Consider the following 23,618-nt stretch of genomic DNA (forward strand, 5'->3'; position numbering starts at 1 on the left):
TCAATTATTGCAAAGAACTGATCATGCCCAGCTAAGTTTAGCCACTTCTATTGATCTTACTAGTGCAAGTTCAATTGCCTTTAATTCAGATCAAAAAGTTTTTCAAACTATAAAAAAGCGTTACAAGGTATTACAGAACCGCACTTTATCGCTTATTTTTGCCAATTTAGCGCTAGCTTTAGCAAACGTAAATTTCACCTTACTGGCACTTTTTTTACATCACACTACAATGCAGAAAAAGCAAGATTGGAAACGTACCGATGAATGTGACACGCAGTTCGCTAAAAAACCCAGCGAGTGTAATTGTCATCTTGGTGTTAATTATTTTATTTGGGCTGTTAAGTATATTTAAACTGCCCATTCAGTTGACGCCAGATATTGAGCAACCACAGATCACGATTTTCTCGGGATGGCGCCAAGCCGCCCCAGAAGAAATAGAATCAGTGATCATCGAACCGCTAGAAAATGCGGTAAAAAACACACCTGGCGCACTTGAGGTTAATACCAACATCAATCGTGGTAATGGCTCTATTACGCTAACATTTGCGGTGGGTGCAAATATGCAACAAGCGATGCTAGATGTGCTAACAAGCTTAAATCAAGCCCCACCGTTGCCACTTGATGCGCTAGACCCAGTCGTATTCGCCGGCGGTAATAACGGTGAAGCAGCAGCCACTTTGCTGGTCACGCCCAAAGACTACCAGGCAAATAGTCTCGATTTTGATATGGCGCAGTTTCAAAAGCAAATCGACGAGTTTATTGAACCAAGACTTGCACGTATTCCCGGCGTGGCACGTGTCGATCTAGCGAGTGAGCGGCCAAAAGAGCTGCGTGTTACTTTTGATCCGCACAAAGCCGCCGCGCTTGGTATTAGTTTAGATCAAATCAGTAATGTGCTTGCAAGCTCTCGCGATACCTCTGGAGGTCTTGCCAACGTTGGGCGTCGTCAATATACCGTGCGATTCACTGGCCAATATGACCTTTCCAGTATGGCTCAAATGCGTGTCGGCTACTCTGGGGACAGGCCAATCTACTTAGGTGATATTGCAAGTGTTGAGCGCACCTTTTCAGACCGTTTGGGCATGAGTGGCCGCAATGGTAAACCGGCCTATTATATTCGGCTCTCTCGGGCCAACGAAGCAAATACCGTTGCCTTGCTTGATGAAATCAACCTTGCAATTGATGAATTAAACCAAGGGCCGCTGGCTGAAAATGGCTTATCGATTGAGCTCAGCTTTGATGCCTCCGTCCACATTCGTAATGCACTTTCTTTAGTAAAAAGTAACTTAGGCCTTGGGGTACTCTTATCTTGTTTAATTCTGTGGCTATTTTTTAGAGGCTTAAAAGCAACCTTGGTGATTGCAGCTACAATCCCCATTTCATTGATGGTCGCCTTTCTCGCACTTAATATCTTTGACCGTAGTCTAAATGTGATCTCGTTGGCGGGATTGGCATTTGCAGTGGGCCTTGTACTAGACGCCGCTATCATAGTCCAAGAGAATATCTCACGCTTAAGAGCTGAAGGATTCGATAACAAAAAAGCCGCCTTAAAAGGAGCTGCCCAAGTGACAGGAGCATTATTTGCTTCGACAACCACCAGCGTCGCCATCTTTTTACCTATTCTCTTTATGGCGGGTATTGAGGGACAGCTATTCTCTGATTTAGCACTGACACTCTCGATTGCCGTTATTGCGTCAATGTTGTGTGCTATTACCCTTATTCCACTGGCAAACCATTTGTGGCCAGACTCTGAACTAAAACCAGATCCTTATCATCAATACTGGCAAAAGCTCACCAACTTCATCATGAAGTTGACCAATAACAGAGTAAAGCAACTTACTTGGATTGGCGTATTACTGGGTGGCTCGGTGGTTGCAACCATGACCATGCTGCCAAAAACTGACTTTATGCCAAGAGCCCCCACCGATGGCTTTTTCTTTAACCTAGTAACACCACCTGGTGGCAACGTACAGTTTATGGAAGAAGAATTGCTGCTGCGCGTGAAAAAACGCTTAATGCCCTATTACCAAGGCGAAAAAGAACCTGGTATTAAAGACTTTAATTTCTATGCGTTTGGCTCTAATGCTGGCGGTTTTATCTATTCAGCCGACCCTCAACGTGTTGAAGAACTGATGAAAGTGGCCAGAGAAGAAATCTTCGTTGACCTTCCCGATACTCAAGTATTTTTCTTTCGCGGCTCCATGATCCAAGTCGCCAATGGCGGCGATGGTCGCGATATCAATATTGACCTTACAGGTCCCAATATGGACGACTTAATCTCAGCTGCTCAAGTGGCTCTACAAGCTGTGCAAACCGCACTCCCTGAGGCAACGGCCAGACCTCAGCCGCGATTGGATATGGCAGAGCCAGAGCTTAGATTAACGCCTAACGATCGTCGGATCACCCAAGCGGGATTAACGCGTCGAGATGTATCTCAAGCGGTACAAGCTTATACCGGTGGATTATTCGTCAATGAGTATTTTGATGGTAACGAGCGTATGAACGTTATTCTTCGTGGTATCCCTTGGCAAAGCCCTGAGGAACTAAAAGCCTTGCCTATCGTAACCCCTCAGTCAGGAATTCAAACTCTCGGCGAGTTGGCAAATATAGAACGTACAGTTGGCCCGACGCAACTGCGGCGTGTTAATGGTCGTCGCACGGTCAGCATTGTTGTCACGCCTCCGGCTGATATGAGCCTGCAGCAAGTGCAAACCATCTTGAGTGAACAGGTGATGCCAAAAGTGCGCGCAAGCCTGCCGGCCAGTGCGGGTGCTATTTTGGCGGGAAATGCACAAAAGATGAATTCTGCAATGGAAGAAATGGCGTTGAATTTTGTCCTCGCGTTGTTCATTTTGTTCTTGTTAATGACCGCGCTGTTCAAGTCCGCCAAAGACAGCGCCTTGGTATTGTTAGTGATGCCACTGGCTATCGCAGGTGGCGTGCTGGCTCTGTATATCTTAAACCTCTTTACCTTCCAGTCCTTGGATTTACTGACCATGATAGGCTTTATCATCTTGCTTGGGCTGGTCGTTAATAATGCCATTTTGCTGGTGGATCAGACTCGCGTTGCGATGGCATCGGGTATGAGCCGTGAAGCATCGGTCAGACAAGCGGTGTTACTAAGAGCAAGGCCAGTTTACTTGAGCACCTTAACCAGTCTGTTTGGCATGCTGCCACTAATGCTCATGCCAGGCGTAGGCTCAGAAATCTACCGCGGCCTTGCGACCGTCATCGTCGGTGGCATGGCTATCAGTGCACTATTTACCTTAGTGTTGATGCCGAGTTTATTGCAACTTGGGCGGCAAACTCCGCCATCCGAAACAAACAAATCAACGGCCAAAGCCCCGCTCAGCCTAGTTGCCAATCAGTAAGTAGTGAGAACAGAATGAAAAACCCGATAAAACAGACACTTCAGGCCCTAGCACTATGTGCTGGGATCGTTGCGCCACAAGCCATCGCCGTGGTGCCAGTCACCGTCGCAGAAGTGACAAAAGCCCCTCTCACGAGCGAAATTGAAGTTAGTGGCACACTGTATGGGAAAGACGACGTGACGCTGACCGCCGGAGTTAGTGGCCGTTTGTTGTACGTAGCAGAACCCGGTACCAGTGTCGCAAAAGACGAAATCTTAGTACGTATGGACACACTTCCGCTGGAACTCGATAAGGCCCGCCAAGCCGAATTATTAAATCGAGCCAAGATCAATTTACGCTTATATCAACAAGAATTGACTCGATTAAAGAAGCTCGCAAAAGCCAGCAGTGCGGCAGAGAGTCAAGTCGATGAAATGCAAAATAAACATGACCTAGCGCTGTCGGATATCGCCTTAGCAGAAGTCGAACTTAAGGTTATTGACGATAAGTTGACTCGCGCAACGGTCCGTGCACCATTTGATGGCGTTATCAGTGAACGTTTTAAGCGCGCGGGTCGAGAAATAAACCGCGCCGACGAACTGCTCACCATATTAGATATCCATCATCTTGAAGTTCGCTTATATGTGCCCGTTAAATACTTAAAGTTTTTGCAAAAAGGCATAGCGCTGCCAATCCGTTCTGGTGATTTATCGCAGCCAGATAACACGTCAGCAAAAGTCACAGCGGTGATCCCCTCAACCGATCCGCGCTCACAAACCGTTGAAGTGCGTGCAACACTCGCAGCAGATCAAACCCATAGGTGGGCAATTGGTCAATTAGTTGATGTAGCGGTGCCGCTCACCAGCAAACAAGCCGTATTGCTGGTTGACCGGGACGCCTTAATATTACGTAAACAAGGCACCCATATCGTCAAAATAGATGAGCAAAATAAAGCCGAACAAATTCCTGTCACCGTCGGCAATGGCAAAGGCCAATGGGTGGAAATTACTCCCCGCACCAGCGATATCTTACATGCCGGTGATAGAGTCGCCGTTCGCGGTGCTGAGCGCCTGCAAACAGGACAAGACGTCGAGGTGACAAACCCTTAATAACAAACCAGTTACTAGCCCAATGAGCTCACTCATGGACGAGCGGCTCATTTTTAAAAGCATCACAGCTTCCGAAAGTAGTTGAATTAATTTTTCACAGCTTTGCGCCTACCATTTTTTAGCTGCTTGGGTAAGGTCAACAAAAACTCCACCCCTTTATCATCTGAATATGCCTTAATACTGCCCTGAAGCACATGGCTCACACTGTTAAATACAATGGTTAAGCCAAGTCCTAATTGCGCCGCTAGATTTGTACTAAAAAAGGGATTAAACACTTGCTCTGTATTATGATCAGGCAGGCCTCGGCCATTATCTTTATAGCTTAGCAGCCATGCATCATCGTATTCATTCACACGGATGGTAATTAGAGGTTGGTCTTCTAAATGATTGTCGATAAATCCATGTTGCACTGAGTTGTGCATAAACTCCTTCAATACCTCAAGCAAGATATTGGGATAGGTTTGTACCTCAAGGCTATCGTTATCCAACATTAACTTAGCGTTTGGCGCTGTGCGGATCAGCATCTCACGAATGTGCAAATTTAAAAAGTCTGATAATTCTATCGTTTTAAGTTCTGCACTACCAATTGAGGTATTAATTGCTTTAAACCTCTCGACTGTGGCATTGAGGCGATTGGCACTACGGTCAACAATATCTGATGCCACCAAAGCATCTCCTATAAAGTGATTAAGTTGACTAGGCGACAGCGTTTTTTGTTCAAATTTGTCTTGAACGTCGCGTAGCGAGCCATTAAGGGATGAGTTTGCGGTGATCACTAAACCTATTGGTGTATTGAGATGATGCGCCATCCCCGAAACCAATCCAGCTAGTGACGACATTTTCTCCGCTTCAACGAGCATTTCTTGCGTGTTTGTTAACTCTTTTAATGTGGCCCGTAGCTTGCCATTTCGACGTCGAATTATTTGGATCACTAAGATAGTTGATACGGCATAAATCAACATAAATATGATAATACTCAACAGCCACTTTTGTTGTGCGCTTGCCTCTGCAGCTTGAACCGCCTGCACTCGTTTAAGCGACTCTATTTCTAGCTCTTTTTCAACCATTTCAAGTTCGTAAGAAGCACGAGATAAGGTAATATTGCGCTGCTGAGCATAGATCTCTCGCTCCACTTGGCTTAACTCCTGTGTTAAAGCCAGTGCGTGGTTGCTGTCCCCCTGAAGCTCGGCTATTTTCGCTAACACCGACAAAGCGCGTACCTGTTTATTTTTAGTGTTTGTTTGCTTCGCAGCTTCCAACACTTCTTCAGCCAGCTTTTTAGCTTCCGTGATATCTCCTTGTTTGATATCCAAGGAAATTAAATCGAGCTTAACGTCATTGACTTCGCGAACATTACCAAGCCGTTGAAAAGTCATGATGGCTTTCCTGAAATAGGCCGATGCAGCACTCAGTTGACCTCTAGCAAGCGCGACTTTCCCTCGAAACTGTGACGAATACGCTAAATGGTAGTCAGACTTGCTACTCTTTTGAATTTGCTGTGCTTTATCAATAAACTTTGTAGCGTTATCGTATTCACCTTTAGCTATGTAGACTTTAGCAATGTTGTTATAAAGTAATGATAATGACAGCTCATCTTTATCTGAATTCAGAAAGTGCAGGTACTCGTTATAGTAATCTAACGCAACATCATATTGGCCGAGCAAAAAATAAACGTCAGCAATATTATTTTTTGTTTGGTATACCATGTCCTCGCCTCGTTGCTCCGCAACAATCAATGCATCCTTGTACTGCACTAAAGCAAGCTCATACAATCCTAGTTTAGAATAAACTCCCCCGGACAAATTATAGTAAGCATAAATCAGCGATTTATCTTGAGCGCCACTTATCAGTCGTTTGATTTCATTTGTCGTACGCATAGCAGCCGAAAATTGATTCAGCTCCATTTGAAACCAGGCTTTGTAATTCAGAATTTTGATTTTTTGGTCTGCGCTCAAACGGTTAGTATTTAAGGCTTGCTCAGTGAGCTGAAGCGCAATTTTAGGGTCAACGGTATATTGTTCTCTAATTTGCAGCCGAAGAGACTCAAAATCCTCTTCACTCAGTTCCGCTTGAACGTAAAACGTACACAAAACAAGCAGAAACACTGCAAACTTAAACATATATTTACCTTTACTAATAATAAAGAACTAAATATATACAATAATTTATTTTTATTTCGAATAAAAGAACAATCAGATCCGAGCTGTTTGCCTTTATTCCTTCATATTGCATGCATCTATCGGTGTAATCTCCCTTTTTGATCTATCGTAAAACCAGTTAAACTAGCGCTATCTAAGAGTTAGGGGGTGTTATGAAACGAACCAAATTAGTGAATCAATTAACGGAATTACTGAAGCCATTTCAAATTAACGATTACTGTCCAAATGGTCTGCAAGTAGAAGGGACAGACGAAATCCAAAAAATCGTCACAGGTGTTACCGCCAGCCAAGCTTTAATTGATGCCGCTATTGAACGCGGTGCAGATGCCATTTTGGTTCACCACGGCTATTTTTGGAAAGGGGAAGATCAATGTGTCACTGGCATGAAAAAGCGCCGCCTACAAGCCCTGCTTGCCAATGACATCAACTTAATCGCTTACCACCTTCCACTGGATGTTCATCCTGAACTCGGAAATAACGCACAGCTCGGTAAGTTACTTGGGCTTGAATATGAAAGACCGCTTGAACCTTGGAATAAAAATAGCGTAGCAGTAAAAGGTAAATTAACGACGCCAATGACTGCTGTTGATTTTGCCGCTTTAGTTGAAGAGAAACTCGGTAGAAAGCCGCTCTTAAATGTTGCTGGCGATCATCCAATCAGCACCATTGCTTGGTGTACCGGTGGCGGGCAAAGCTTTATTGATCTCGCGGCAAGCCAAGGCATTGATGCCTACTTAACAGGTGAAGCATCAGAGCAAACCATTCATTCATCAAACGAACAGCAGATCCACTTTATCGCGGCGGGACATCATGCCACAGAGCGTTACGGCGCGAAGGCACTTGGTGAATATTTGGCAGCGCAGTATGGTTTGGATGTTGAATTTATTGATATCGACAACCCGGTTTAATACCACTTTGCTTAACTAAGTGATCTCGCATATGGCTAGAAAAAAGCAGCAGCAAAAACCGGCACCGACAGATAGAAACTTTGCTGAACTGACGCACAAGTTTAAAAACAATATCTATGGCACCAATAAAGGCAAAATCAGAGAAGCAGTGCTCAAGCGTGACTTGAGCGCACAAGTTGACTGGTTAACGCAATCAAGTGGCAAACGCATATTAGATGTTGGCGGCGGACAAGGGCAATTGGCGCTCTTTCTAGCATCGCTTGGCCACCATGTCACTGTGATTGATATTTCAGAAGAGATGCTTGAACTTGCCAAAACGCGCGCGCATGAAGCCGGACTAAATGACCTGCTGCATTTTATCCACGCGCCCCTGCAAGCACTCGATACGCTGAACTTAGGACAATTCGACTTAGTATTGTGCCATGCGGTGCTTGAATGGCTGGTTGAGCAACAAAGTGCGCTTATGCTGCTAAAGTCGCAACTAAGCGAAACTGGCTTGCTTTCACTCATGTATTTCAACCATGAGGCGCATCTGATGGCCAATATGGTGTACGGTAACTTCGACTATGTGCAAAAAGGCCTTAAGGTAAAGCAAAAAGTAGGTCTCAGTCCCAATAAACCAATTAGCGAAACTGATATGGCGACTTGGCTTGATAAGGCAAAACTCAGCGTTATGCAAAAAACCGGTGTTCGCTGTTTTCATGACTATTTAAGGGAGTTGAGTAAGGCGGATGAAGATTTTGACGCTTTGCTCGCCTTAGAGCTTAAATACAATCGCCAAGAGCCCTATGCATCTCTAGGTCGTTATACCCACTTGATGCTAAAACAAGCGTAAGTAAAGCACTGCTTACGCTTCTTCCGCTCTTAGGGTTAACACTTCAACGCCGTCATCTGTTACCAACACAGTATGCTCCCACTGCGCCGATAGCTTTTTATCTCGGGTTACCACAGTCCAGCCATCTTTTTTGGTTTTAATTTTTGCGCTACCCTGATTGATCATCGGCTCAATGGTAAAGGTCATCCCAGGCTTTAGCGTCATCCCGGTATTTGCTTTGCCATAGTGCAGTACATTTGGCGCTTCATGCATATCTCTACCGATCCCATGACCACAATACTCGCGTACCACAGTGTAGCCGGCTTTTTCAGCCACTTGCTGTACAGCCGCACCGATGTCCCCAAGCTTTGCTCCAGGTTTAACCATTTTTATTCCAGCCCACATCGCTTGGTAAGTCGTTGCCACTAATTTTTTGGCTGGGAGTAATGCGTCTGGCATCACGTACATTTTGCTGGAGTCGCTGATAAAGCCATTTTTCTCAAGCGTAATATCGATGTTTACAATATCTGAAGACTTTAAGATTTGTGATTTACTCGGCACACCATGGCACACGACCTCGTTCACAGAGCTATTAAGAACGAACTGATAACCATATTGACCAAGGCTGGCAGGACGCGCTTTAAGCTCATCAACAATAAAGTTGTGCACTTTGTCATTAATCTCTAGCGTAGAAATTCCGGGTTCAATCCAACTATCAATATAGTCAAACACTTGCGTAAGCAATCGCCCGCTTTCGCGCATCAATTGGATCTCATCAGCGGTTTTGAAAGTAACCTCTTGCATCTCAATTTCCTTTTGGCTGTTGTGACTTCACTCGCGTCATTTCTGCCGTAATGATCTCTGTAAACGTAAGCGTTGGATTGCGCTCGGCAAGTCGCCCAATTTTAATCCAAAACTCAGCCTGTGAATTGATTGAGCGCGACATCACAGTGCTTGCTTCACGGATCTCATCGTGTAGTTCATCTGAAATTTTTACGATACCCATTTATATAAACCATATACATATCATATATAATTCATATAATAACGGAGTTGCGGAACAATGCAAAATCTAATGCCAATTTGCTTATTATTTTGAAGCAAAAAAATGCACCGCCTCGGCGGTGCACTCCGTATTTTAAGCTTAAGTCACCCAAGCTTAGGTTGACTCACTAAAAGCTATAGCGCATCCCTAATTGCCAATTGAACGGTTCGCCGTGCATTACATAGCCGTCCCAAGATGAAATACTGTTGTAGTAACTTTCATCCAGTAGGTTGTTGAAGTTAAGCGACACACTAAGCTGTTCACTCACTTCATATCTTGCCATTAAATTAAGTAACGCTCCGGAAGATTGTGTGATCTTATACGCCTCGCTACCGCCGCCCGGCAATGGCCTTTGTGGTATTGCATAAAAGCTACCTTGCCAATTAATTCCAAGCCCCGCAGTCAAGCCGTCAACAAACTCACTAAAGTCATAGGTGGTATACAGGTTTATGAGCTCTTTGGGCTGATCCGTTAACAGCTCTTTGCCATCTTTTGATTCAGTTTTGTGTTTTGATAGCCCTAAGCTGATATTCCACTGCTCATTGATAGAGCCTGTAAATTCAACTTCAAAGCCTTCTGTCGTATCGCCTTCACCGCGCTGAATATATGGCCTATTGCCCTGCGGAGTTAGATAGCTGTCTGGGTAGTTTGGATCGACAATCGCAAGCCCATTTTCAACATTACGATACACCGCCGCCGTAAAGTTCAAGGTGTCATCAAGTAACTCACCTTTTACCCCGAGCTCATAGCTTTCGCCGGTGCTTGGGTCGAGCATTTTATCATTGATATCAAAGTAGGCTTGCGGCTGAAATGCCTCTGTGTAGCTCGCGTAAACACTATATTGCTCATTAATATCAACCACAAGCCCGGCATAAGGTGTGACTTCTGTATCCACCTTTTCATGATAGCGGTTACGAAGAAACTTACCGTTGTTAGGATCATAAAGGTCAATATCGTACTCCCAATTGGTGATCCTAGCGCCAACAATAAGTTTAACATCATCATGCGGGTTAACACGCACGGCCACAAATCCACCATTAGAGTCTGTTACCGTCAAACTATCACGGCCTAAATCTTTAAATGGATAGCGCGGCACGTCACCTGTCCAATCGTGAAAATTTAACCCTTCTAATGAAATAGTAGTCTGGTCGGCTTCATTACCAAATGACGTACGCTCCCGCTTGAATTGATTGTAGCTGAAAATGACATCATGCGTACGACCAAATAACTCAACCGGTCCTTGCAGTGACAAATCAATTGTCTTTTGTTCATCTTCAGAGCTACTTATTACAGCACTGTAACCGAATCCATTATCGCTGCTGCCATCTGGGTTAATAGGCCCATCAGGATAAACGAAAAAGAGCTGCCCACCTTGCATCTCAATGGTATTGTAAGTCGCGATGGCATGGAGTTGCCAATCGTTTTCAAACGCGTGATCAAGCCCAACAAAATAGGTGTATTCTTCGATTGGCCAGCTACTCCATTTTGCCGTCATCCCAGTGTCACTACGGCGTCCCTGATAGCGACTACCATCAGCGTAAAAGTAAGGTTGAGAGTGGCTATTTATCGCCCCTTTTGAAGCAGTATCAGCATATTCCACACCGAGTCGCAATAAGGTGTAATCGGTCAGATCAGCCTCAACGGTAGAATATATAGACGTTTTCTCCTGGCTATAACGCTCAATGTAGGAATCTCTTTCATAATGTGCAGCAACAAAGCGGCCGCGAATACTACCCTCTTGGTTTAACCCACTCGCCACATCCACCTCTGCGCGGTAATTATCCCAACTACCAACCGAAACCGCCACACTGCCCTTAAACTCATCGCTTGTTGCACGTTTTCTTACTAAGTTTACGGTCGCGGTTGGGTCACCAACGCCAGTTAATAAACCATTTGCACCACGTACAATCTCAACACGCTCATAAGCAACCGCATCACCATTTACATTTGGTCTTCGGCCACCTGGGAACTGTTGCACACCGTCTATTTGGATTAAATTGACATCACCGCCACGTACAGAAAAACGTGTCCTATCAAGACTGGCTCCCCGCTTTGCATAAAAGCCCGTTGCATGTTCCAAGATCTCATCAATGTTAACCGTCTGCCAATCTTGCATCATTTGATTTGTGATAACGGTCACCGCTTGAGGCGTCTCACGCTGTGATAAAATCATTTTTAATGCCGCTTTGTTCGAAGACTCGGTGTAATTTTTTACACTCGTACCAGTCACATAAATATGCTCTAGTTCTTGAGCCCTACCATCACCCGCGGCATCAGCAGCTAACGTATCATCAGCAACTTCAGCGGCATGTGCATTGCCGTGTAGTGAGAACAGCACAAAAGTGGCGCAAAGAGAGAGTTTTAAAGAATTATTTATTGTACGTGAAGATGAAGAGCACATCGTTTTTCCCTAAATTAACTTCATTATGAAAACGATAGTGATTATCATTTATATTACCAACTCTTTCAAGTCCCTTTTTTAGTTATATGCCGTTATTTGAAGCGCAATTCAAATGTGGCAGTGACCAAAACTTATTAAGCTTTGCCGTTTACCTTTTGTTTTTACCCGCTACTATTTACTCAAAAAGTAGGGAGCCCCTATTTCTTCACCACAGGTAAAGACTCCGCCAGCCACTTATTCATATCACCTTCTAGGTGTTTTAAGGTGTAGCCTTTTGGCGCTAGTGCCTCAATAAAGATGCCAGCCCTACGCCCAGAGCGGCAGTACACAACGAGTGGTGTATCAGTCAATTTAGTCAGTTCTTCCTGATGCGTCTCAATCTCGTTAAAAGGAATGTTTATTGCCCCTTTGATATGTCCTGCGGCAAACTCTTCAGGGCTTCGTACGTCCACTATGGTGTAAGCGTCTGCTGACATTTGATTTACCATCAGTGCTTGCTGTGTGATCGTTTCCGATTGGGCATAGCAAATACTGCTAACAAACCACATAAAGCTAATAATCAGTTTTCTCATTTTTCAGTCTCCTTTTTGTACAATCCATCAAATACTATTTGCCACTTTTCAGCCCCTTGCTTACTCAGCCAAACCTGACGTACCGTACCATCTGGGTTCGCAGTCCATGTTATCTTATCCGTCACCTTAATACCTGCTGCATTTTTCCTATCCCCTTGTAATACCATTTTCCCTTCATGAAGCTCACCATCCAACCGTAACAACAGTCCGCTATTATCCACCCAAGTTTGATGCCAACGATGAGTGGATGCATCATAAATATTTATACTCTCACCACGATACCCAAGTTCATTGGTATAACTTTCTTTAATAACACAGCCATCATACGCACGGGTAATGCGATTACGCCCAGACTCAAGACCTCCTACGCTCGTTACCAACCAATCTCCAAGCCAAAAATCAAACTGTCTAAATCCTTGATCTTCACATTTAGCAAAGCTATTACAGCTAAAAAACAAAATACTAATAACCAACCATACCTTCATTTCACTGACTCCTTATATCCAACCTTGTTAGCTTAGCGGGGATTAACCAAACAGCTAAAGAAATCAGAAAATACTCCGATACAGTTAGAAATAGAGATAACAAGGATAACGTTATGGAAATTCAAATGAAGCCACATCACTTTGCCGACGCACTAAACGCAAACAACGAAACACCCACTGCCACAAGTAACTCCACAGAGGAAACGGAAGAAAAACCAGCAAATGAAACCATACTGACTGAGTTTATGGACAAAAAGGCAAAGAAATACAAAGGTAACAACCCTAATTTTAAGCAACAATATGAAATGTTAGAACAGTCAGAAGCCCTAATGAAAGAGCAAATCCAACATTTACAACAGCTTATTAGCGAGTTAAAAAAAACACCTCTGCAACGAGCTATAAAGGTATCCACAGTAAGCGATGCTGATATCCCAACAACACAAGGAGATACCCTGAGATATGAGCATACCGGCGCAAAACAGTATCGCGATAATGAAACAGAAAAAGAAATTGAGATTTTAACCCAACAACTTGATGAACTTAAATCACAGCATGCTGATGTAAAGCAACAGATGATCCAAATGGTACTTGATGAAATGACTAGGCAACGAGATAAAAGGTATGAAGTCTAAATAGTCCTAGCGCTTCTATTACTTCATAACAACTGAACTAAATCAATATTATGCAGATTTCTACAACTAAAATTTTGGTGAATTTTAATTCACCTAGGCTACATACCCCAATCTCATCGTTCAACGCTATCTATAAAGCTCCATAAAACAAAGATTTAAAACAAAAAAACAAGTGATGTGGCAAAGTTAAAAACCGGACATTTTTTAGAAAATAAAACCACATAAAAAGGATAAAAAACCACACTTACTTTCAGCTAAAAAATCACAAATCTAAAACACAAAATATAATCAACAAATAATACAAACTGCAAACATTAGCAAAAAACATTTAATTATTAATATCACCTGCTTTTCAAATACAATACTGCCCCTTTAAATATCAATCATCATCCATGGATTCATTGAGCTTCAATAATGCAGTTAAAAAAACTATCTATTTCTAACCAAATAACGTTAAGTTTCACCTTACTTTTTGTCATTTTCATTGGAGTTGGCTTGATGAGCTACCAAGGAATGAAAGAAGTGAACGCCAATCTGAACGACATAGTCAGAACCAGCATTCCATCTATGGAAACCATTAAAGACATTAAAATTGACTTAGCAACTATACGTAAAGATGAGTTTAGTACTGCATTAAACCCTGAAGACCCAGAGGTGCACAACTGGCTTGCTATTTTAAGAGATCTGAAGAAGTCATTGAATGACAAGATAGCATTTTATCAAAAAATGCCAGTCAGCAAAGAAGAAAAGGCACTGTTCAATGCGTTTATTACCGCTTGGCAGCGATACGTCAATGCGACTTATCATTACGAAAGCCTTATCCTAAGTGGCAACGCAAAAGAAGCAAATCGAATCATTTTAGATAGCTACCCTCTGTTTGCCAACGCCATGTCTGAGCTTAGTGAACTGGAAGCATTAAATGATAGCAGTGTTGAAAATTCTGAGCGCTCGGCTATATCAGCAGTTAATAGCACCCTATTTACTTTAGCGATTTCTGGATTACTCGTTGCAGTAACCATAGTCATTATCTGCATACTTTTGAGTAAAGCGATTAAGACACCGCTTGCTTTATCCGTGGATCTTGCGAGTAAGATAGCCCGTGGCGAGCTAAATCACGCAATTGCACTTGAAGATACAGGTAAGAACGAGCTCGGTTTATTGACCCAATCTTTAGATAAAATGCGTTCACAGTTACACGCCTTAATCACCATGATCAATGACTCAGCCATTCAATTAACTGCGGCAGTAGAAGAAGTAAATGCCATTTCTTACCAGAATGCACAAGGTATGAATGTACAGCAAAATGAGCTGCAATCCGTCGCATCCGCGATGACACAGATGCAAGCGGCGATTAGTGAAGTGGCTAAAAGTACAGAAATGGGCGCTGAATCAGCAAATCAGGCAAGTGAAAAAGCCAGAGAAGGCAGCGACGCACTTAAATCAAATATCAATCATATTTCAGACGTTGCACAAACAGTCACATCTGCAGGTGAACTTGCCAATAATCTCGAAAAAAACTCACACAACATTAATGTGGTTGTTGACGTAATCAGAGAAATCGCGGAGCAAACGAATCTATTAGCATTAAATGCTGCTATTGAAGCTGCTCGTGCAGGTGCTCAGGGACGTGGTTTTGCTGTTGTTGCGGATGAAGTCCGCTCACTGGCCCAACGCACCCAAGATTCAACCACGCAAATTGTTGAAATCGTCAACGACCTACAAACCAAGTCGAAGGAAACCGGCGTGGCAACCAAGAGCTGTGAGCAGGGTATTGCACTTTGCGTTGAGCAATCAGAAGTCGCCGGCAATATGATCCATCAAATTGAATCTCAAATTGATAGCATCGCAGCCATGAGTACACAGATCGCGTCAGCTTGTCATCAGCAATCTGTGGTTTCAGAGGAGCTGAACAAAAATATCGAGACTATCAATTACTCGGCTGTTGAAATGACCGAAGGCGCCAACCAAACCGCGACGGCGTGTAATGAAATGAGTAAACTTGCCCACGACTTAAAGTCGCAAGTCGACAAGTTTACGCTCTAAAATACCGCCATAATGGATAAATAGCGCCTAAGCCTAGGTACGGCTAGGCGCTATATAATTGAGGCACTCTATCATCAAAAAAACAATGCTCGGTAACAGACATAGCAAAAGTTGATTGCAGCGCTCACTTTAGGACGGATTCTACAAATCTCTTAGCCGCCTCATGGTTACTATCTAGTTGCAATAGCTGCAGGTAAGTAACACGTGCATTGGTTTTATCTCCTTTAATAAGATACGCCTCAGCGAGACTGTCATAGGTATTCGCGCTTTTTGGGTGTGCCGCAACATTCAATTTGAAAAATTCAATTGCGGCGTCGTAATAACCGACTTCCAATAATTGATACCCAAAGCGATTTAGTTGGCGCTCACTTAATCCCTTCCCCGCACGAGTTTGGTGCTGATAACTTTTAATCGCAACTTCAACACCGTCAGATAAAATCGTTGCAAAAAGCAGCCGATATGGACTTAACTTGGGCGATGCTGCAGCTTTACCTGCAAGGATTTCAAGTATGCCATCAACCATCTGTGTCAATGGTGCGCCGCCTGTATTATCCAGTAAAATAATAACCGTTTTGTCCTCCAATACTCTTGCAATCTTTGCCCCAAACCCTGGGATTCCACCGCCATGGTGAACCAGCGTTTTAATTTGACTGTCATCTCCTTTGTTGGTGATTTCCCAGCCAAATCCGTAATTTCTGTGTTTGGAAGGGGTAAATAACAATCTCTTGATTTCAGGCGTTAATAGTTTATCTGTGTATAATGCACGCTCCCACTTATACATATCTTGCACCGTTGAATACATTGCGCCCGCGGAAAAAGGCACTGTCATGTCAATAAAATCGGCATGTTTGAACCCCTTTAACGTGGTATCGTAACCATTCGCTAGGCCTTTAATTACCTGCTTATGATCGGCAAATCCAGTTTCTTTCATATCTAGCGGTGCTAATATTTGCTTTTCAAGTAGTTGCCAGTAGCTGTTTCCACTCACAAGCTCAAGGATACGTCCAAGTATAGTGTAGCCGGCATTGCTGTAACGAAACGCAGAACCCGGCTCAAACAACAAGTCTCCTGAGCAAAAATGGTCGATAAACTCATCGCGATTATAAGGGTTGTGACTTTGCACCTGACGAAATTCGGGGTGTTGAAACACATCTGGTAAGCCTGACGTGTGATTAAGTAACTGCCTTATGGTAATTTGGCCTCCCGTATCCTTTCGGTATGTGGGTAAATAGCTGGAAATGTTGGCATCAAGCTCAATCTTTCCTTTCTCAACCTGTTGTAATACCAAAAGTGCCGTAAACTGCTTGGTCACTGATGCTAGCTTAAATTTAGTGTTGGGTTGATTTGCTATTTGCCACTCTACATTGGCAAATCCATAACCTTGCTGCAGTAACACCTCAGATCCTCGAGCAACCAAAGCGGCACCATCAAACTCTTTAATTTGGTGATACTGCGCGATATAGTCATCTAGTTGTTTTTGCAGTTGAGTCGTCGCCTGAGCGGGCATAGAAAACAGGCATAAAAATAACAGTAAATGGGGTAATGCTTTCATGTAAATCCTTGTTTATTGTTATGACGAGTCTTACTCTACGTATTTAATGTTGGCTTGCCAGTGGGCTTTGGTGACATTGCGTGACAGAACAATTAAAAGCATTTAAATCAATAAAATAAAAAATACAGGATTTATAACTTGCAGTATCAGTTGAATCAAAAATGGGATTTTGATGTATCTTCTCGCACCATCAGTCATCGCGATGTATCTCATGTACTGACACCGCTCGCGCATAGATTGTTGCTGAACCTGATTGAGCATGCACCTCACCTTGTGAGCCACCAGCAATTAGAACAACAAGTTTGGCTTGGTCGAGTCGTGACTCATGATGCGATTAAAAAACAAATAGCAAGGCTACGAAAGCTCCTTGAAGATGATGCCAATAAACCAGAATATATCGTGTCTGAACGCAGCTTCGGATACCGCTTTAGTGCAACCGTTAATGAGATAAATCATAAACCGCAAGCGCCAGCAGTAAAGCGATTTACGACTCTAGCCGGCGGAAGTATCGGCCTAGCTCTGGCGTGCATTATTGGTATATATCACTCCCCTTTTACCTCACCATTTTCTTCAACAAGCTATGACGCAACATTGAGCATCGCCCAACAACACTTTACCCAACAAACTTTAGAAGATAATTTACGGGCGATAGCGCTGTATCAGCAAAGCATCACTACATCACAAGATGTAGATGAGAGTTATAAGGGATTGAGTCGAGCATTATTGAGCGACTATAATTTATATAATCAGGTTGCAGACGCGCTGACAAAAAGCCGGAACAATACAGAAAAAGCACTGAATTTAACCCCCGATAGTCCGTCGGCAAAACTGCTTTTGGCTCAAGCACATACGCTTCAAGGGCATTACCAACAAGCGCAAAAAATTCTAAATGACACCGTAGCAAATACGCCTAATTGGCCTTTGTTAAAGTCACATCTTGCCGAAACCTATCTCTTGCAAGGCAATACCATTGATGCATACCCACTAGCACGCCAAGCTTATGAGGCTTCTCCCAGCGAACCCAAAGTAGTTGCTAGCTACCTCCACTGCCTGCGCAAAATGCATATGGCCAACTGGTTTAACAAGGTACTTGTCAACCCCAGTCCTGAAGTAAAGGCATCTCCTTGGATACAACTAGAACACGTCCAGTTTTTGCAGCAACAAGCGCGGCATGAACAAGCCATCCAACAACTTAATTTATTAGCCAAAGCCGCGCCAAATTCCCAGACATTAAACTGGTTCACAGCCCTTTCTTATCTAAGTAACAATCATCATGATAAAGCGAACAATGTTTTAGCGCTGACGGTTGAAAAGCACAGTAAATACGCATTATTCAGTCAATTATACTTGGCACTCCTCACTGCTAAGCATCAATCAATAAGTAAATATACCAATGATATTGCCAACCAGATAAAGACCGGCAACCAAGACCCTGAATTGGTCTTTAGCCTCGGCCTCATCAGCCTTTACCATCAGCAAAATGACAAGGCTCAGAACTATTTCAAACAAGCTATTGACCAGGGATTTAGTGACGAGTTTAGGTTTAAAGCATTGCCCTTCAACATCACGGCAGCTCAAGCTCACTTTTTAGATAACATTGTTGAGCAGCTTACTCTGACTAACTTAAAGAAAAGAATAAAGCGCACACCGAAGTAATCACTGTGCGCTGTATGCCAATAAGTTAATTGGCAGGTCTTAGCGTTTCGATTACCTGAGCATCAACCCAAAAAATATCAGCATCTCGTGAAGGTGTTGTACGGTTAAAGAACAGATATTTGCCATCGGGTGTTACACTCGCTGACGCCTCCCGCGCATTCGTGTTTACTTTGTCTCCCAAATTAATCGCTTCGCCCCAACTACCGTCTTTCAAACGAAAGCTGATATAAAGATCTGAGTTACCAAACCCTGAATCTCGAACCCCGTCCCATATAATGTAAGAATCATCGGGCGCGATAAATGGATGCGCATTATATAGACCGGTGTTAATTTCAGAACCTAATTTAACCGGTCTTTGGCGTTGACCGTCTTTCACCTCAGAGATCCTAATAACATCGCCACTTTTATAATCGTCAAACACATACGTACCACTCGCAGATGCACTTAACCGCATGATCCCCCAGCTTTCTTTATCAAACATAGGGCCTAGACTTTTGGCTTCAGACCAGCTCCCCTCTCTACGCGTCATAACATATTTCCCCATATGCATGGTCACGCCATCTGGTGCTAGTAATGGCCTGCCAACTCTTGGACCTACAGTCGTTTCATGCCACTGTTCACCTCGCTGCTCGTATGCGATCAAACTCCAACGGTTCACGTTCAGGTCCTTTCGCGTAAAATAAAAAGTTTTCATGTCGGGAGAGAAAAACGCATTGTGATCTCTGTGCTCTGTTGACACCGTGCCAAGCGCAAATACTTGAGGTGTGTCCCCAGGTGGTGTTTGGCCAAGATAAGGACCGGATGTAAGCTGCGCATAACTCTTGGCAGACATTGATATCATCAACAGCGCTAAACCAATGTTTATTTTCATTTTTATTACTCACTTTCTTCTGTTAGAGATTATTTTATGAGAGTGGGTAAGGTAACAATTTCAGCAAAATTCTCTTGAATTTCTGATGATTTATTAATGACCTTTATCTGATTTCTACCGTTTTCCTTTACGTTTAAGCTCCTCTAATCGCTCCCGCTCCGCTAAAATCATCTTTAACATCTGGATGCGAAGTTCCGCTTCTTGCTGTTTAAATTCAGAGAGCTGCTCTTCAAGCACTTTCACTTCATCTACTTTTGTTTGGTCACGATACTTTTTACTGCCTACATGTTCGATTAAAGCTTGCTGCTCATCATTAGTCGCGTCTGGGAGTTGTTCGACCCGTAAAAAACGCTGCTCTTGGGACTGCATTAGCTTATTAATTCTCTCTTGGAGCTTACGAATTTGCGCTTGAATGAGGTCCATTGCCTTTTCTAAGTTTTCATAATCCTCTTTAAATACAGGGTTATCTTCCTTATAACCAGCCGCTTCGTCATCGAGTTCTTTGGAAAGCATCGCGGGTACCTCTTGCTTTTCCTCCACACCGCTTTGGGATTGCGATTCTAACTGGTTGGAAGCAGCTTGAGCCGAGCCCTGTGATTTCAACTCAGCCAGTTGCTTTAACGGTGATAAGCCACCTTGATGTATTTGAATATCCATTTTCACTCCTTGGGATAGACACTGATTGTTATACATATCGGAAAAGCTGGAAAAAACTTAATTAAATTTATGTTGTGCGTTCCTAATTTCGTTTCCGCTGTCTTCAAACTGACATCAACTCGCGACCAATTTGTCATAAATACCAGCAAAAATACTCGATAAGCTAACTCGGCTAGGAAGTATGTTGGTATAGCCTCTTTTTTTCGCGGGAGCGTTATGGAAAACAAGCAAATTGCAGTGGTAACTGGTGCCTTTGGTGGGATTGGTTCTGCTATTACGAAAACACTCATTGAAAAAGATTTTTTTGTTATAGCGATAGCAAGCGAAAGGCGTAATGAGGCCGACTTTGATCTCTGGCTTAACACGCTACAAATAAATCCAGCTGCAGTAAAACCTTTATTCTTGGATGTGACTAACGCTGAGCAATGCCACGCAGCGATGACTCAGGTCCTACAAGAATTTGGTAATATCGATTTACTCGTAAACAACGCCGGGATCACACGCGACTCAGCGTTTAAAAAAATGACCCACGCGCAATGGAGCGAGGTGATCAACACCAATCTAAATTCCCTTTTTAATATGACCAACCCTGTCTTTGCGGCAATGTGCGCTAATAAGCAAGGTCGTATCGTTAATATCTCTAGCGTTAATGGCCTAAAAGGTCAATTTGGGCAGGTAAATTATTCCGCTGCGAAAGCGGGCATGATTGGGTTTACTAAAGCGCTAGCCTATGAAGGTGCGAGAAGCGGTGTCACCGTCAATGCAGTAGCTCCAGGCTACACGGAAACGCCTATGGTAAGCGCCATGCGTGAAGACGTATTAAATAGCATAAAAGCACAAGTACCGATGCAACGTTTAGCCACGCCTGACGAAGTTGCAGCCGCAGTTGCTTACTTAGCATCAAATGCAGCCGGTTACATTACTGGGGAAACCCTGTCGCTCAATGGCGGCTTATATATGCAATAACCTAAATAACCTCAGGTTAAATACCACCGAGGGAGCGAGCTGTATCTGATGTTCGGTGGTGCTAACTGATCACTATCATCCATTGTGTTAATTTAATCGATAACAAGGAAAAGACCATGTACAGCGATTTATTCAAAACATTCAACGAACAAACTGAGCAATTCTTTACACCAGCGGTACAGTTTAACCAAATCGTAGCAAAAAACATCGAAGCACTCTCAAAAATTCAGCTGCACTCGGCTGAACAGATCACTAAAACATCCATTGAGCAGCTAAAGCAAGCGACTGAAATCAAAGATGCAAAATCTATGATGGATTTTAACGCAAGTCAGTTGAACGCGTTAAACGCTCTAAGCCAACAGATGATCCAAGATGGTCAAAAGCTTTCTCAATTAGGTCAAGAATTTAAAGACAGCTTAGAATCTCTTGGCAAAGAAACCCTAAAAACCGCGAAAGCGCAATAACCTGCAATTTTGGGCGACTTAGGTCGCCTTACCCGTTCAAACAACACAAAGGATCTACCTGTATGGGCACTCAAGAAAATATTGAGCAAGGGTTAACTGCGTGGTGGCAATATAACCAAGAATTGTGGCAGCTCGCAGCGACACATTTTGGTAAAGAGAATCCATTACAAAATGCATTAAATGAGCAAAACCAAGCCGACTTACAAAGCTGGCTCAGTGCACTCAATCAGCAACCGGAAACCTTTATTAAACAGCAAAATGCGTGGTGGCAGACTCAGTTTGCAATTTTTCAAAACAGTTTTATGCCACAAACTACCGATGATAAAGAAGACATTATTAGCCCAGAACGTGGAGACAAACGCTTTGTAGACCCTGATTGGCAAGAAAATCCTTGGTTTAACTACCTTAAACAAAGCTATCTTTGGTTTGGACAATCACTACAAAACACCATTGAAAATACTCCAGGCCTCGACCCAAAACTTAAAGAGCGATTAGCGTTTTTTGCAAGACAGTCCGTTAATTCAGTATCACCGAGCAACTTTGTTTCAACCAACCCTGAATTACTTAAGCTGACGTTAGAAAGTAACGGACAAAATCTATTCGATGGACTGGCGCGCTTAAAAAAAGATTTAGCCAAAAGTACTGAAATGCTCCGAGTCAGCATGACCAATGAAAATGCGTATACACTCGGGGAAGACCTAGCTTGTACACCGGGTAGAGTGGTATTTCAAAACCACTTGTTTGAATTGATCCAATATCATCCGACTACGGAGCAAGTACACAAGACTCCCCTGCTTATCGTGCCGCCATTTGTTAATAAATACTATATTTTGGACTTGAGAGCAGATAACTCCATGGTTAAATGGGCACTTGAACAAGGCTATACCGTGTTAATGATGTCATGGAAAAACCCAGATCCAAGCATGGCAAATATTGCGTTTGACGACTACGTCGTAGACGGTGTGTTATGTGCTTTAGAGCAAACTGAAAAACAAACAGGCGAAACACAAATCCATACTGTGGGTTATTGTATCGGCGGTACTCTACTCACCACATGTATGGCCTATATTGCTGCTAAGCGCATGAAACAAAGAGTAAAAAGTGCAACCTTGCTGACCACAATTTTAGATTTCTCGCAGCCAGGTGAACTTGGCGCATTTATCAATGAGCCCACCATTAATGCGCTAGAACAGTATAATAATCAAAATGGCGTGATGTCAGGGCATCTGCTCGGTACTTCTTTTAGTATGCTGAGAGAAAACAGCTTGTATTGGAATTACTTCGTTAATAACTACCTCAAAGGCAAAGCGCCCGCCGACTTAGATTTACTCTATTGGAATAGTGATAGTACAAATCTAACAGCGGCCTGTCACAACTTTATTTTACGGGACTTATATCTCAATAATCAGCTTATTGAAGACAAATCTGTCAGTATTCGTGGCACTAAAATTGACCTCAGTAAAGTAAAGCAACCTGTCTACTTCCTCTCTACCCGTGACGATCATATTGCGCTGTGGCAAGGCACTTTTGAGGGGGCTAAAAAGCTCAGCAGCCCGCTCACCTTTGTGCTTGGTGAGTCTGGCCATATTGCCGGAGTGGTCAACCCGCCAAGTGCAAACAAATATGGTTATTGGTTTGATGGACAAGACCACGAGAACCCCGCCCAGTGGCTTGCCTCGGCAAAGCATGAAAGCGGGTCATGGTGGTCGCATTGGGCACAGTGGTTACATCAAATAAACCCAGAGCAAGTTCCAGCCCGTGCCGCGCAAAGTGATGAACAACCGGGGATTTACGATGCCCCCGGAGAATACGTCAAACAGAGTATTTAACCTGAACTGCGGATAATTAATGCCTTTCTAGCAGCCAGTTTTAGCGCTAACTGCGTTGAATTCACTTCCAATAGCCAGCTATTGGTGCGTAAATTCGCCTTGCCT

General features: G+C 43.4%; 19 protein-coding genes. 10 read left to right on the forward strand and 9 right to left on the reverse strand.

The genetic code is table 11. From position 1 onward, the window contains the following. The first annotated feature begins 260 nt into the window (after positions 1 to 260). A complete protein-coding gene (locus MHN32_RS18710) occupies positions 261 to 3,371 on the forward strand; it encodes an efflux RND transporter permease subunit (protein WP_174169947.1) in 3,111 nt (1,036 codons plus the stop codon). Between the two features lie 14 nt (positions 3,372 to 3,385). After that, entirely contained in the window at positions 3,386 to 4,459 is a 1,074-nt protein-coding gene (locus MHN32_RS18715) for an efflux RND transporter periplasmic adaptor subunit (RefSeq protein ID WP_239422500.1), read from the forward strand. Between the two features lie 86 nt (positions 4,460 to 4,545). Here the strand turns inward: MHN32_RS18715 and MHN32_RS18720 are convergent, their stop codons facing one another. Continuing rightward, positions 4,546 to 6,579, reverse strand: coding sequence for a tetratricopeptide repeat protein (locus MHN32_RS18720; protein ID WP_239422501.1), 2,034 nt, complete (start codon positions 6,577 to 6,579; stop codon positions 4,546 to 4,548). Between the two features lie 191 nt (positions 6,580 to 6,770). Here MHN32_RS18720 and MHN32_RS18725 point away from each other — a divergent pair, with 191 nt between their 5' ends. Both MHN32_RS18725 and MHN32_RS18730 read left to right on the forward strand, forming a co-directional pair. Continuing rightward, positions 6,771 to 7,526: a Nif3-like dinuclear metal center hexameric protein gene (locus MHN32_RS18725; protein ID WP_010375821.1), complete on the forward strand. Its 756-nt coding sequence runs from the start codon at positions 6,771 to 6,773 to the stop codon at positions 7,524 to 7,526. 31 nt (positions 7,527 to 7,557) lie between these two features. Then, positions 7,558 to 8,361, forward strand: coding sequence for a methyltransferase domain-containing protein (locus tag MHN32_RS18730; RefSeq protein WP_239422502.1), 804 nt, complete (start codon positions 7,558 to 7,560; stop codon positions 8,359 to 8,361). Positions 8,362 to 8,373: 12 nt separating this feature from the next. Here the strand turns inward: MHN32_RS18730 and map are convergent, their stop codons facing one another. The 5 genes from map to MHN32_RS18755 all read right to left on the reverse strand — a co-directional run bounded on the left by map (position 8,374) and on the right by MHN32_RS18755 (position 12,843). Then, a complete protein-coding gene (map, locus tag MHN32_RS18735) occupies positions 8,374 to 9,144 on the reverse strand; it encodes a type I methionyl aminopeptidase (RefSeq protein ID WP_239422503.1) in 771 nt (256 codons plus the stop codon). 1 nt (position 9,145) lies between these two features. Beyond that, positions 9,146 to 9,346: a ParD-like family protein gene (locus tag MHN32_RS18740; RefSeq protein ID WP_010606564.1), complete on the reverse strand. Its 201-nt coding sequence runs from the start codon at positions 9,344 to 9,346 to the stop codon at positions 9,146 to 9,148. A gap of 166 nt (positions 9,347 to 9,512) precedes the next feature. Further along, entirely contained in the window at positions 9,513 to 11,786 is a 2,274-nt protein-coding gene (locus tag MHN32_RS18745; RefSeq protein ID WP_239422504.1) for a TonB-dependent siderophore receptor, read from the reverse strand. Between the two features lie 197 nt (positions 11,787 to 11,983). Beyond that, positions 11,984 to 12,358 (reverse strand): rhodanese-like domain-containing protein, encoded by a 375-nt coding sequence (locus MHN32_RS18750; RefSeq protein WP_130125958.1) that lies wholly within the window; start codon positions 12,356 to 12,358, stop codon positions 11,984 to 11,986. Then, positions 12,355 to 12,843, reverse strand: a complete 489-nt coding sequence (locus MHN32_RS18755) for a hypothetical protein (RefSeq protein ID WP_235366610.1) — start codon at positions 12,841 to 12,843, stop codon at positions 12,355 to 12,357. The genes MHN32_RS18750 and MHN32_RS18755 overlap by 4 nt, the downstream gene beginning before the upstream one ends. A 113-nt stretch (positions 12,844 to 12,956) precedes the next feature. Between MHN32_RS18755 and MHN32_RS18760 the strand changes: the two genes are divergently transcribed. Together MHN32_RS18760 and MHN32_RS18765 are read left to right on the forward strand one after the other, a co-directional pair. Next, complete coding sequence (locus tag MHN32_RS18760) at positions 12,957 to 13,475, forward strand: hypothetical protein (RefSeq protein ID WP_239422505.1); 519 nt, start codon at positions 12,957 to 12,959, stop codon at positions 13,473 to 13,475. Positions 13,476 to 13,889: 414 nt separating this feature from the next. Beyond that, a complete protein-coding gene (locus tag MHN32_RS18765) occupies positions 13,890 to 15,518 on the forward strand; it encodes a methyl-accepting chemotaxis protein (RefSeq protein WP_239422506.1) in 1,629 nt (542 codons plus the stop codon). A 124-nt stretch (positions 15,519 to 15,642) separates the two neighbouring features. On the opposite strand, the gene MHN32_RS18770 is transcribed toward MHN32_RS18765, so the two are convergent. Beyond that, positions 15,643 to 17,070 (reverse strand): serine hydrolase domain-containing protein, encoded by a 1,428-nt coding sequence (locus MHN32_RS18770; RefSeq protein WP_010606558.1) that lies wholly within the window; start codon positions 17,068 to 17,070, stop codon positions 15,643 to 15,645. 138 nt (positions 17,071 to 17,208) lie between these two features. Between MHN32_RS18770 and MHN32_RS18775 the strand changes: the two genes are divergently transcribed. Beyond that, a complete protein-coding gene (locus MHN32_RS18775) occupies positions 17,209 to 18,726 on the forward strand; it encodes a winged helix-turn-helix domain-containing protein (RefSeq protein WP_239422507.1) in 1,518 nt (505 codons plus the stop codon). 25 nt (positions 18,727 to 18,751) lie between these two features. Here the strand turns inward: MHN32_RS18775 and MHN32_RS18780 are convergent, their stop codons facing one another. Beyond that, a complete protein-coding gene (locus MHN32_RS18780) occupies positions 18,752 to 19,597 on the reverse strand; it encodes a hypothetical protein (RefSeq protein ID WP_239422508.1) in 846 nt (281 codons plus the stop codon). Positions 19,598 to 19,711: 114 nt separating this feature from the next. Further along, positions 19,712 to 20,254: a hypothetical protein gene (locus MHN32_RS18785; protein ID WP_174169937.1), complete on the reverse strand. Its 543-nt coding sequence runs from the start codon at positions 20,252 to 20,254 to the stop codon at positions 19,712 to 19,714. A 216-nt stretch (positions 20,255 to 20,470) separates the two neighbouring features. Between MHN32_RS18785 and MHN32_RS18790 the strand changes: the two genes are divergently transcribed. The 3 genes from MHN32_RS18790 (at position 20,471) to phaC (ending at position 23,513) form a co-directional block, all read left to right on the forward strand. After that, a complete protein-coding gene (locus MHN32_RS18790) occupies positions 20,471 to 21,220 on the forward strand; it encodes an SDR family oxidoreductase (RefSeq protein WP_239422509.1) in 750 nt (249 codons plus the stop codon). A gap of 116 nt (positions 21,221 to 21,336) precedes the next feature. Then, the gene (locus tag MHN32_RS18795; RefSeq protein ID WP_010606553.1) at positions 21,337 to 21,684 is read left to right on the forward strand and encodes a phasin family protein; all 348 of its coding nucleotides are present in this window, start codon (positions 21,337 to 21,339) and stop codon (positions 21,682 to 21,684) included. A gap of 62 nt (positions 21,685 to 21,746) precedes the next feature. Next, positions 21,747 to 23,513 carry a class I poly(R)-hydroxyalkanoic acid synthase gene (phaC, locus tag MHN32_RS18800; protein WP_239422510.1) on the forward strand — a complete coding sequence of 589 codons (1,767 nt, stop codon included), beginning with the start codon at positions 21,747 to 21,749 and terminating at the stop codon, positions 23,511 to 23,513. The last annotated feature ends 105 nt before the right edge of the window (positions 23,514 to 23,618 follow it).

The sequence above is a fragment of the Pseudoalteromonas sp. Of11M-6 genome (genome assembly GCF_022347905.1).
GTDB lineage: Bacteria > Pseudomonadota > Gammaproteobacteria > Enterobacterales > Alteromonadaceae > Pseudoalteromonas.

Excerpts from the sequence above, each read along its gene's own strand:
- MHN32_RS18755 (WP_235366610.1), bottom strand. The coding sequence starts at position 12,843 with ATGAAGGTATGGTTGGTTATTAGTATTTTGTTTTTTAGCTGTAATAGC.
- MHN32_RS18715 (WP_239422500.1), top strand. The coding sequence starts at position 3,386 with ATGAAAAACCCGATAAAACAGACACTTCAGGCCCTAGCACTATGTGCT.
- MHN32_RS18790 (WP_239422509.1), top strand. The coding sequence starts at position 20,471 with ATGGAAAACAAGCAAATTGCAGTGGTAACTGGTGCCTTTGGTGGGATT.
- MHN32_RS18740 (WP_010606564.1), bottom strand. The coding sequence starts at position 9,346 with ATGGGTATCGTAAAAATTTCAGATGAACTACACGATGAGATCCGTGAA.
- MHN32_RS18785 (WP_174169937.1), bottom strand. The coding sequence starts at position 20,254 with ATGGATATTCAAATACATCAAGGTGGCTTATCACCGTTAAAGCAACTG.
- MHN32_RS18745 (WP_239422504.1), bottom strand. The coding sequence starts at position 11,786 with ATGTGCTCTTCATCTTCACGTACAATAAATAATTCTTTAAAACTCTCT.
- MHN32_RS18780 (WP_239422508.1), bottom strand. The coding sequence starts at position 19,597 with ATGAAAATAAACATTGGTTTAGCGCTGTTGATGATATCAATGTCTGCC.
- MHN32_RS18760 (WP_239422505.1), top strand. The coding sequence starts at position 12,957 with ATGGAAATTCAAATGAAGCCACATCACTTTGCCGACGCACTAAACGCA.
- MHN32_RS18730 (WP_239422502.1), top strand. The coding sequence starts at position 7,558 with ATGGCTAGAAAAAAGCAGCAGCAAAAACCGGCACCGACAGATAGAAAC.
- MHN32_RS18710 (WP_174169947.1), top strand. The coding sequence starts at position 261 with ATGAATGTGACACGCAGTTCGCTAAAAAACCCAGCGAGTGTAATTGTC.
- MHN32_RS18750 (WP_130125958.1), bottom strand. The coding sequence starts at position 12,358 with ATGAGAAAACTGATTATTAGCTTTATGTGGTTTGTTAGCAGTATTTGC.
- MHN32_RS18765 (WP_239422506.1), top strand. The coding sequence starts at position 13,890 with ATGCAGTTAAAAAAACTATCTATTTCTAACCAAATAACGTTAAGTTTC.
- MHN32_RS18720 (WP_239422501.1), bottom strand. The coding sequence starts at position 6,579 with ATGTTTAAGTTTGCAGTGTTTCTGCTTGTTTTGTGTACGTTTTACGTT.
- map (WP_239422503.1), bottom strand. The coding sequence starts at position 9,144 with ATGCAAGAGGTTACTTTCAAAACCGCTGATGAGATCCAATTGATGCGC.
- MHN32_RS18770 (WP_010606558.1), bottom strand. The coding sequence starts at position 17,070 with ATGAAAGCATTACCCCATTTACTGTTATTTTTATGCCTGTTTTCTATG.
- MHN32_RS18725 (WP_010375821.1), top strand. The coding sequence starts at position 6,771 with ATGAAACGAACCAAATTAGTGAATCAATTAACGGAATTACTGAAGCCA.
- phaC (WP_239422510.1), top strand. The coding sequence starts at position 21,747 with ATGGGCACTCAAGAAAATATTGAGCAAGGGTTAACTGCGTGGTGGCAA.
- MHN32_RS18795 (WP_010606553.1), top strand. The coding sequence starts at position 21,337 with ATGTACAGCGATTTATTCAAAACATTCAACGAACAAACTGAGCAATTC.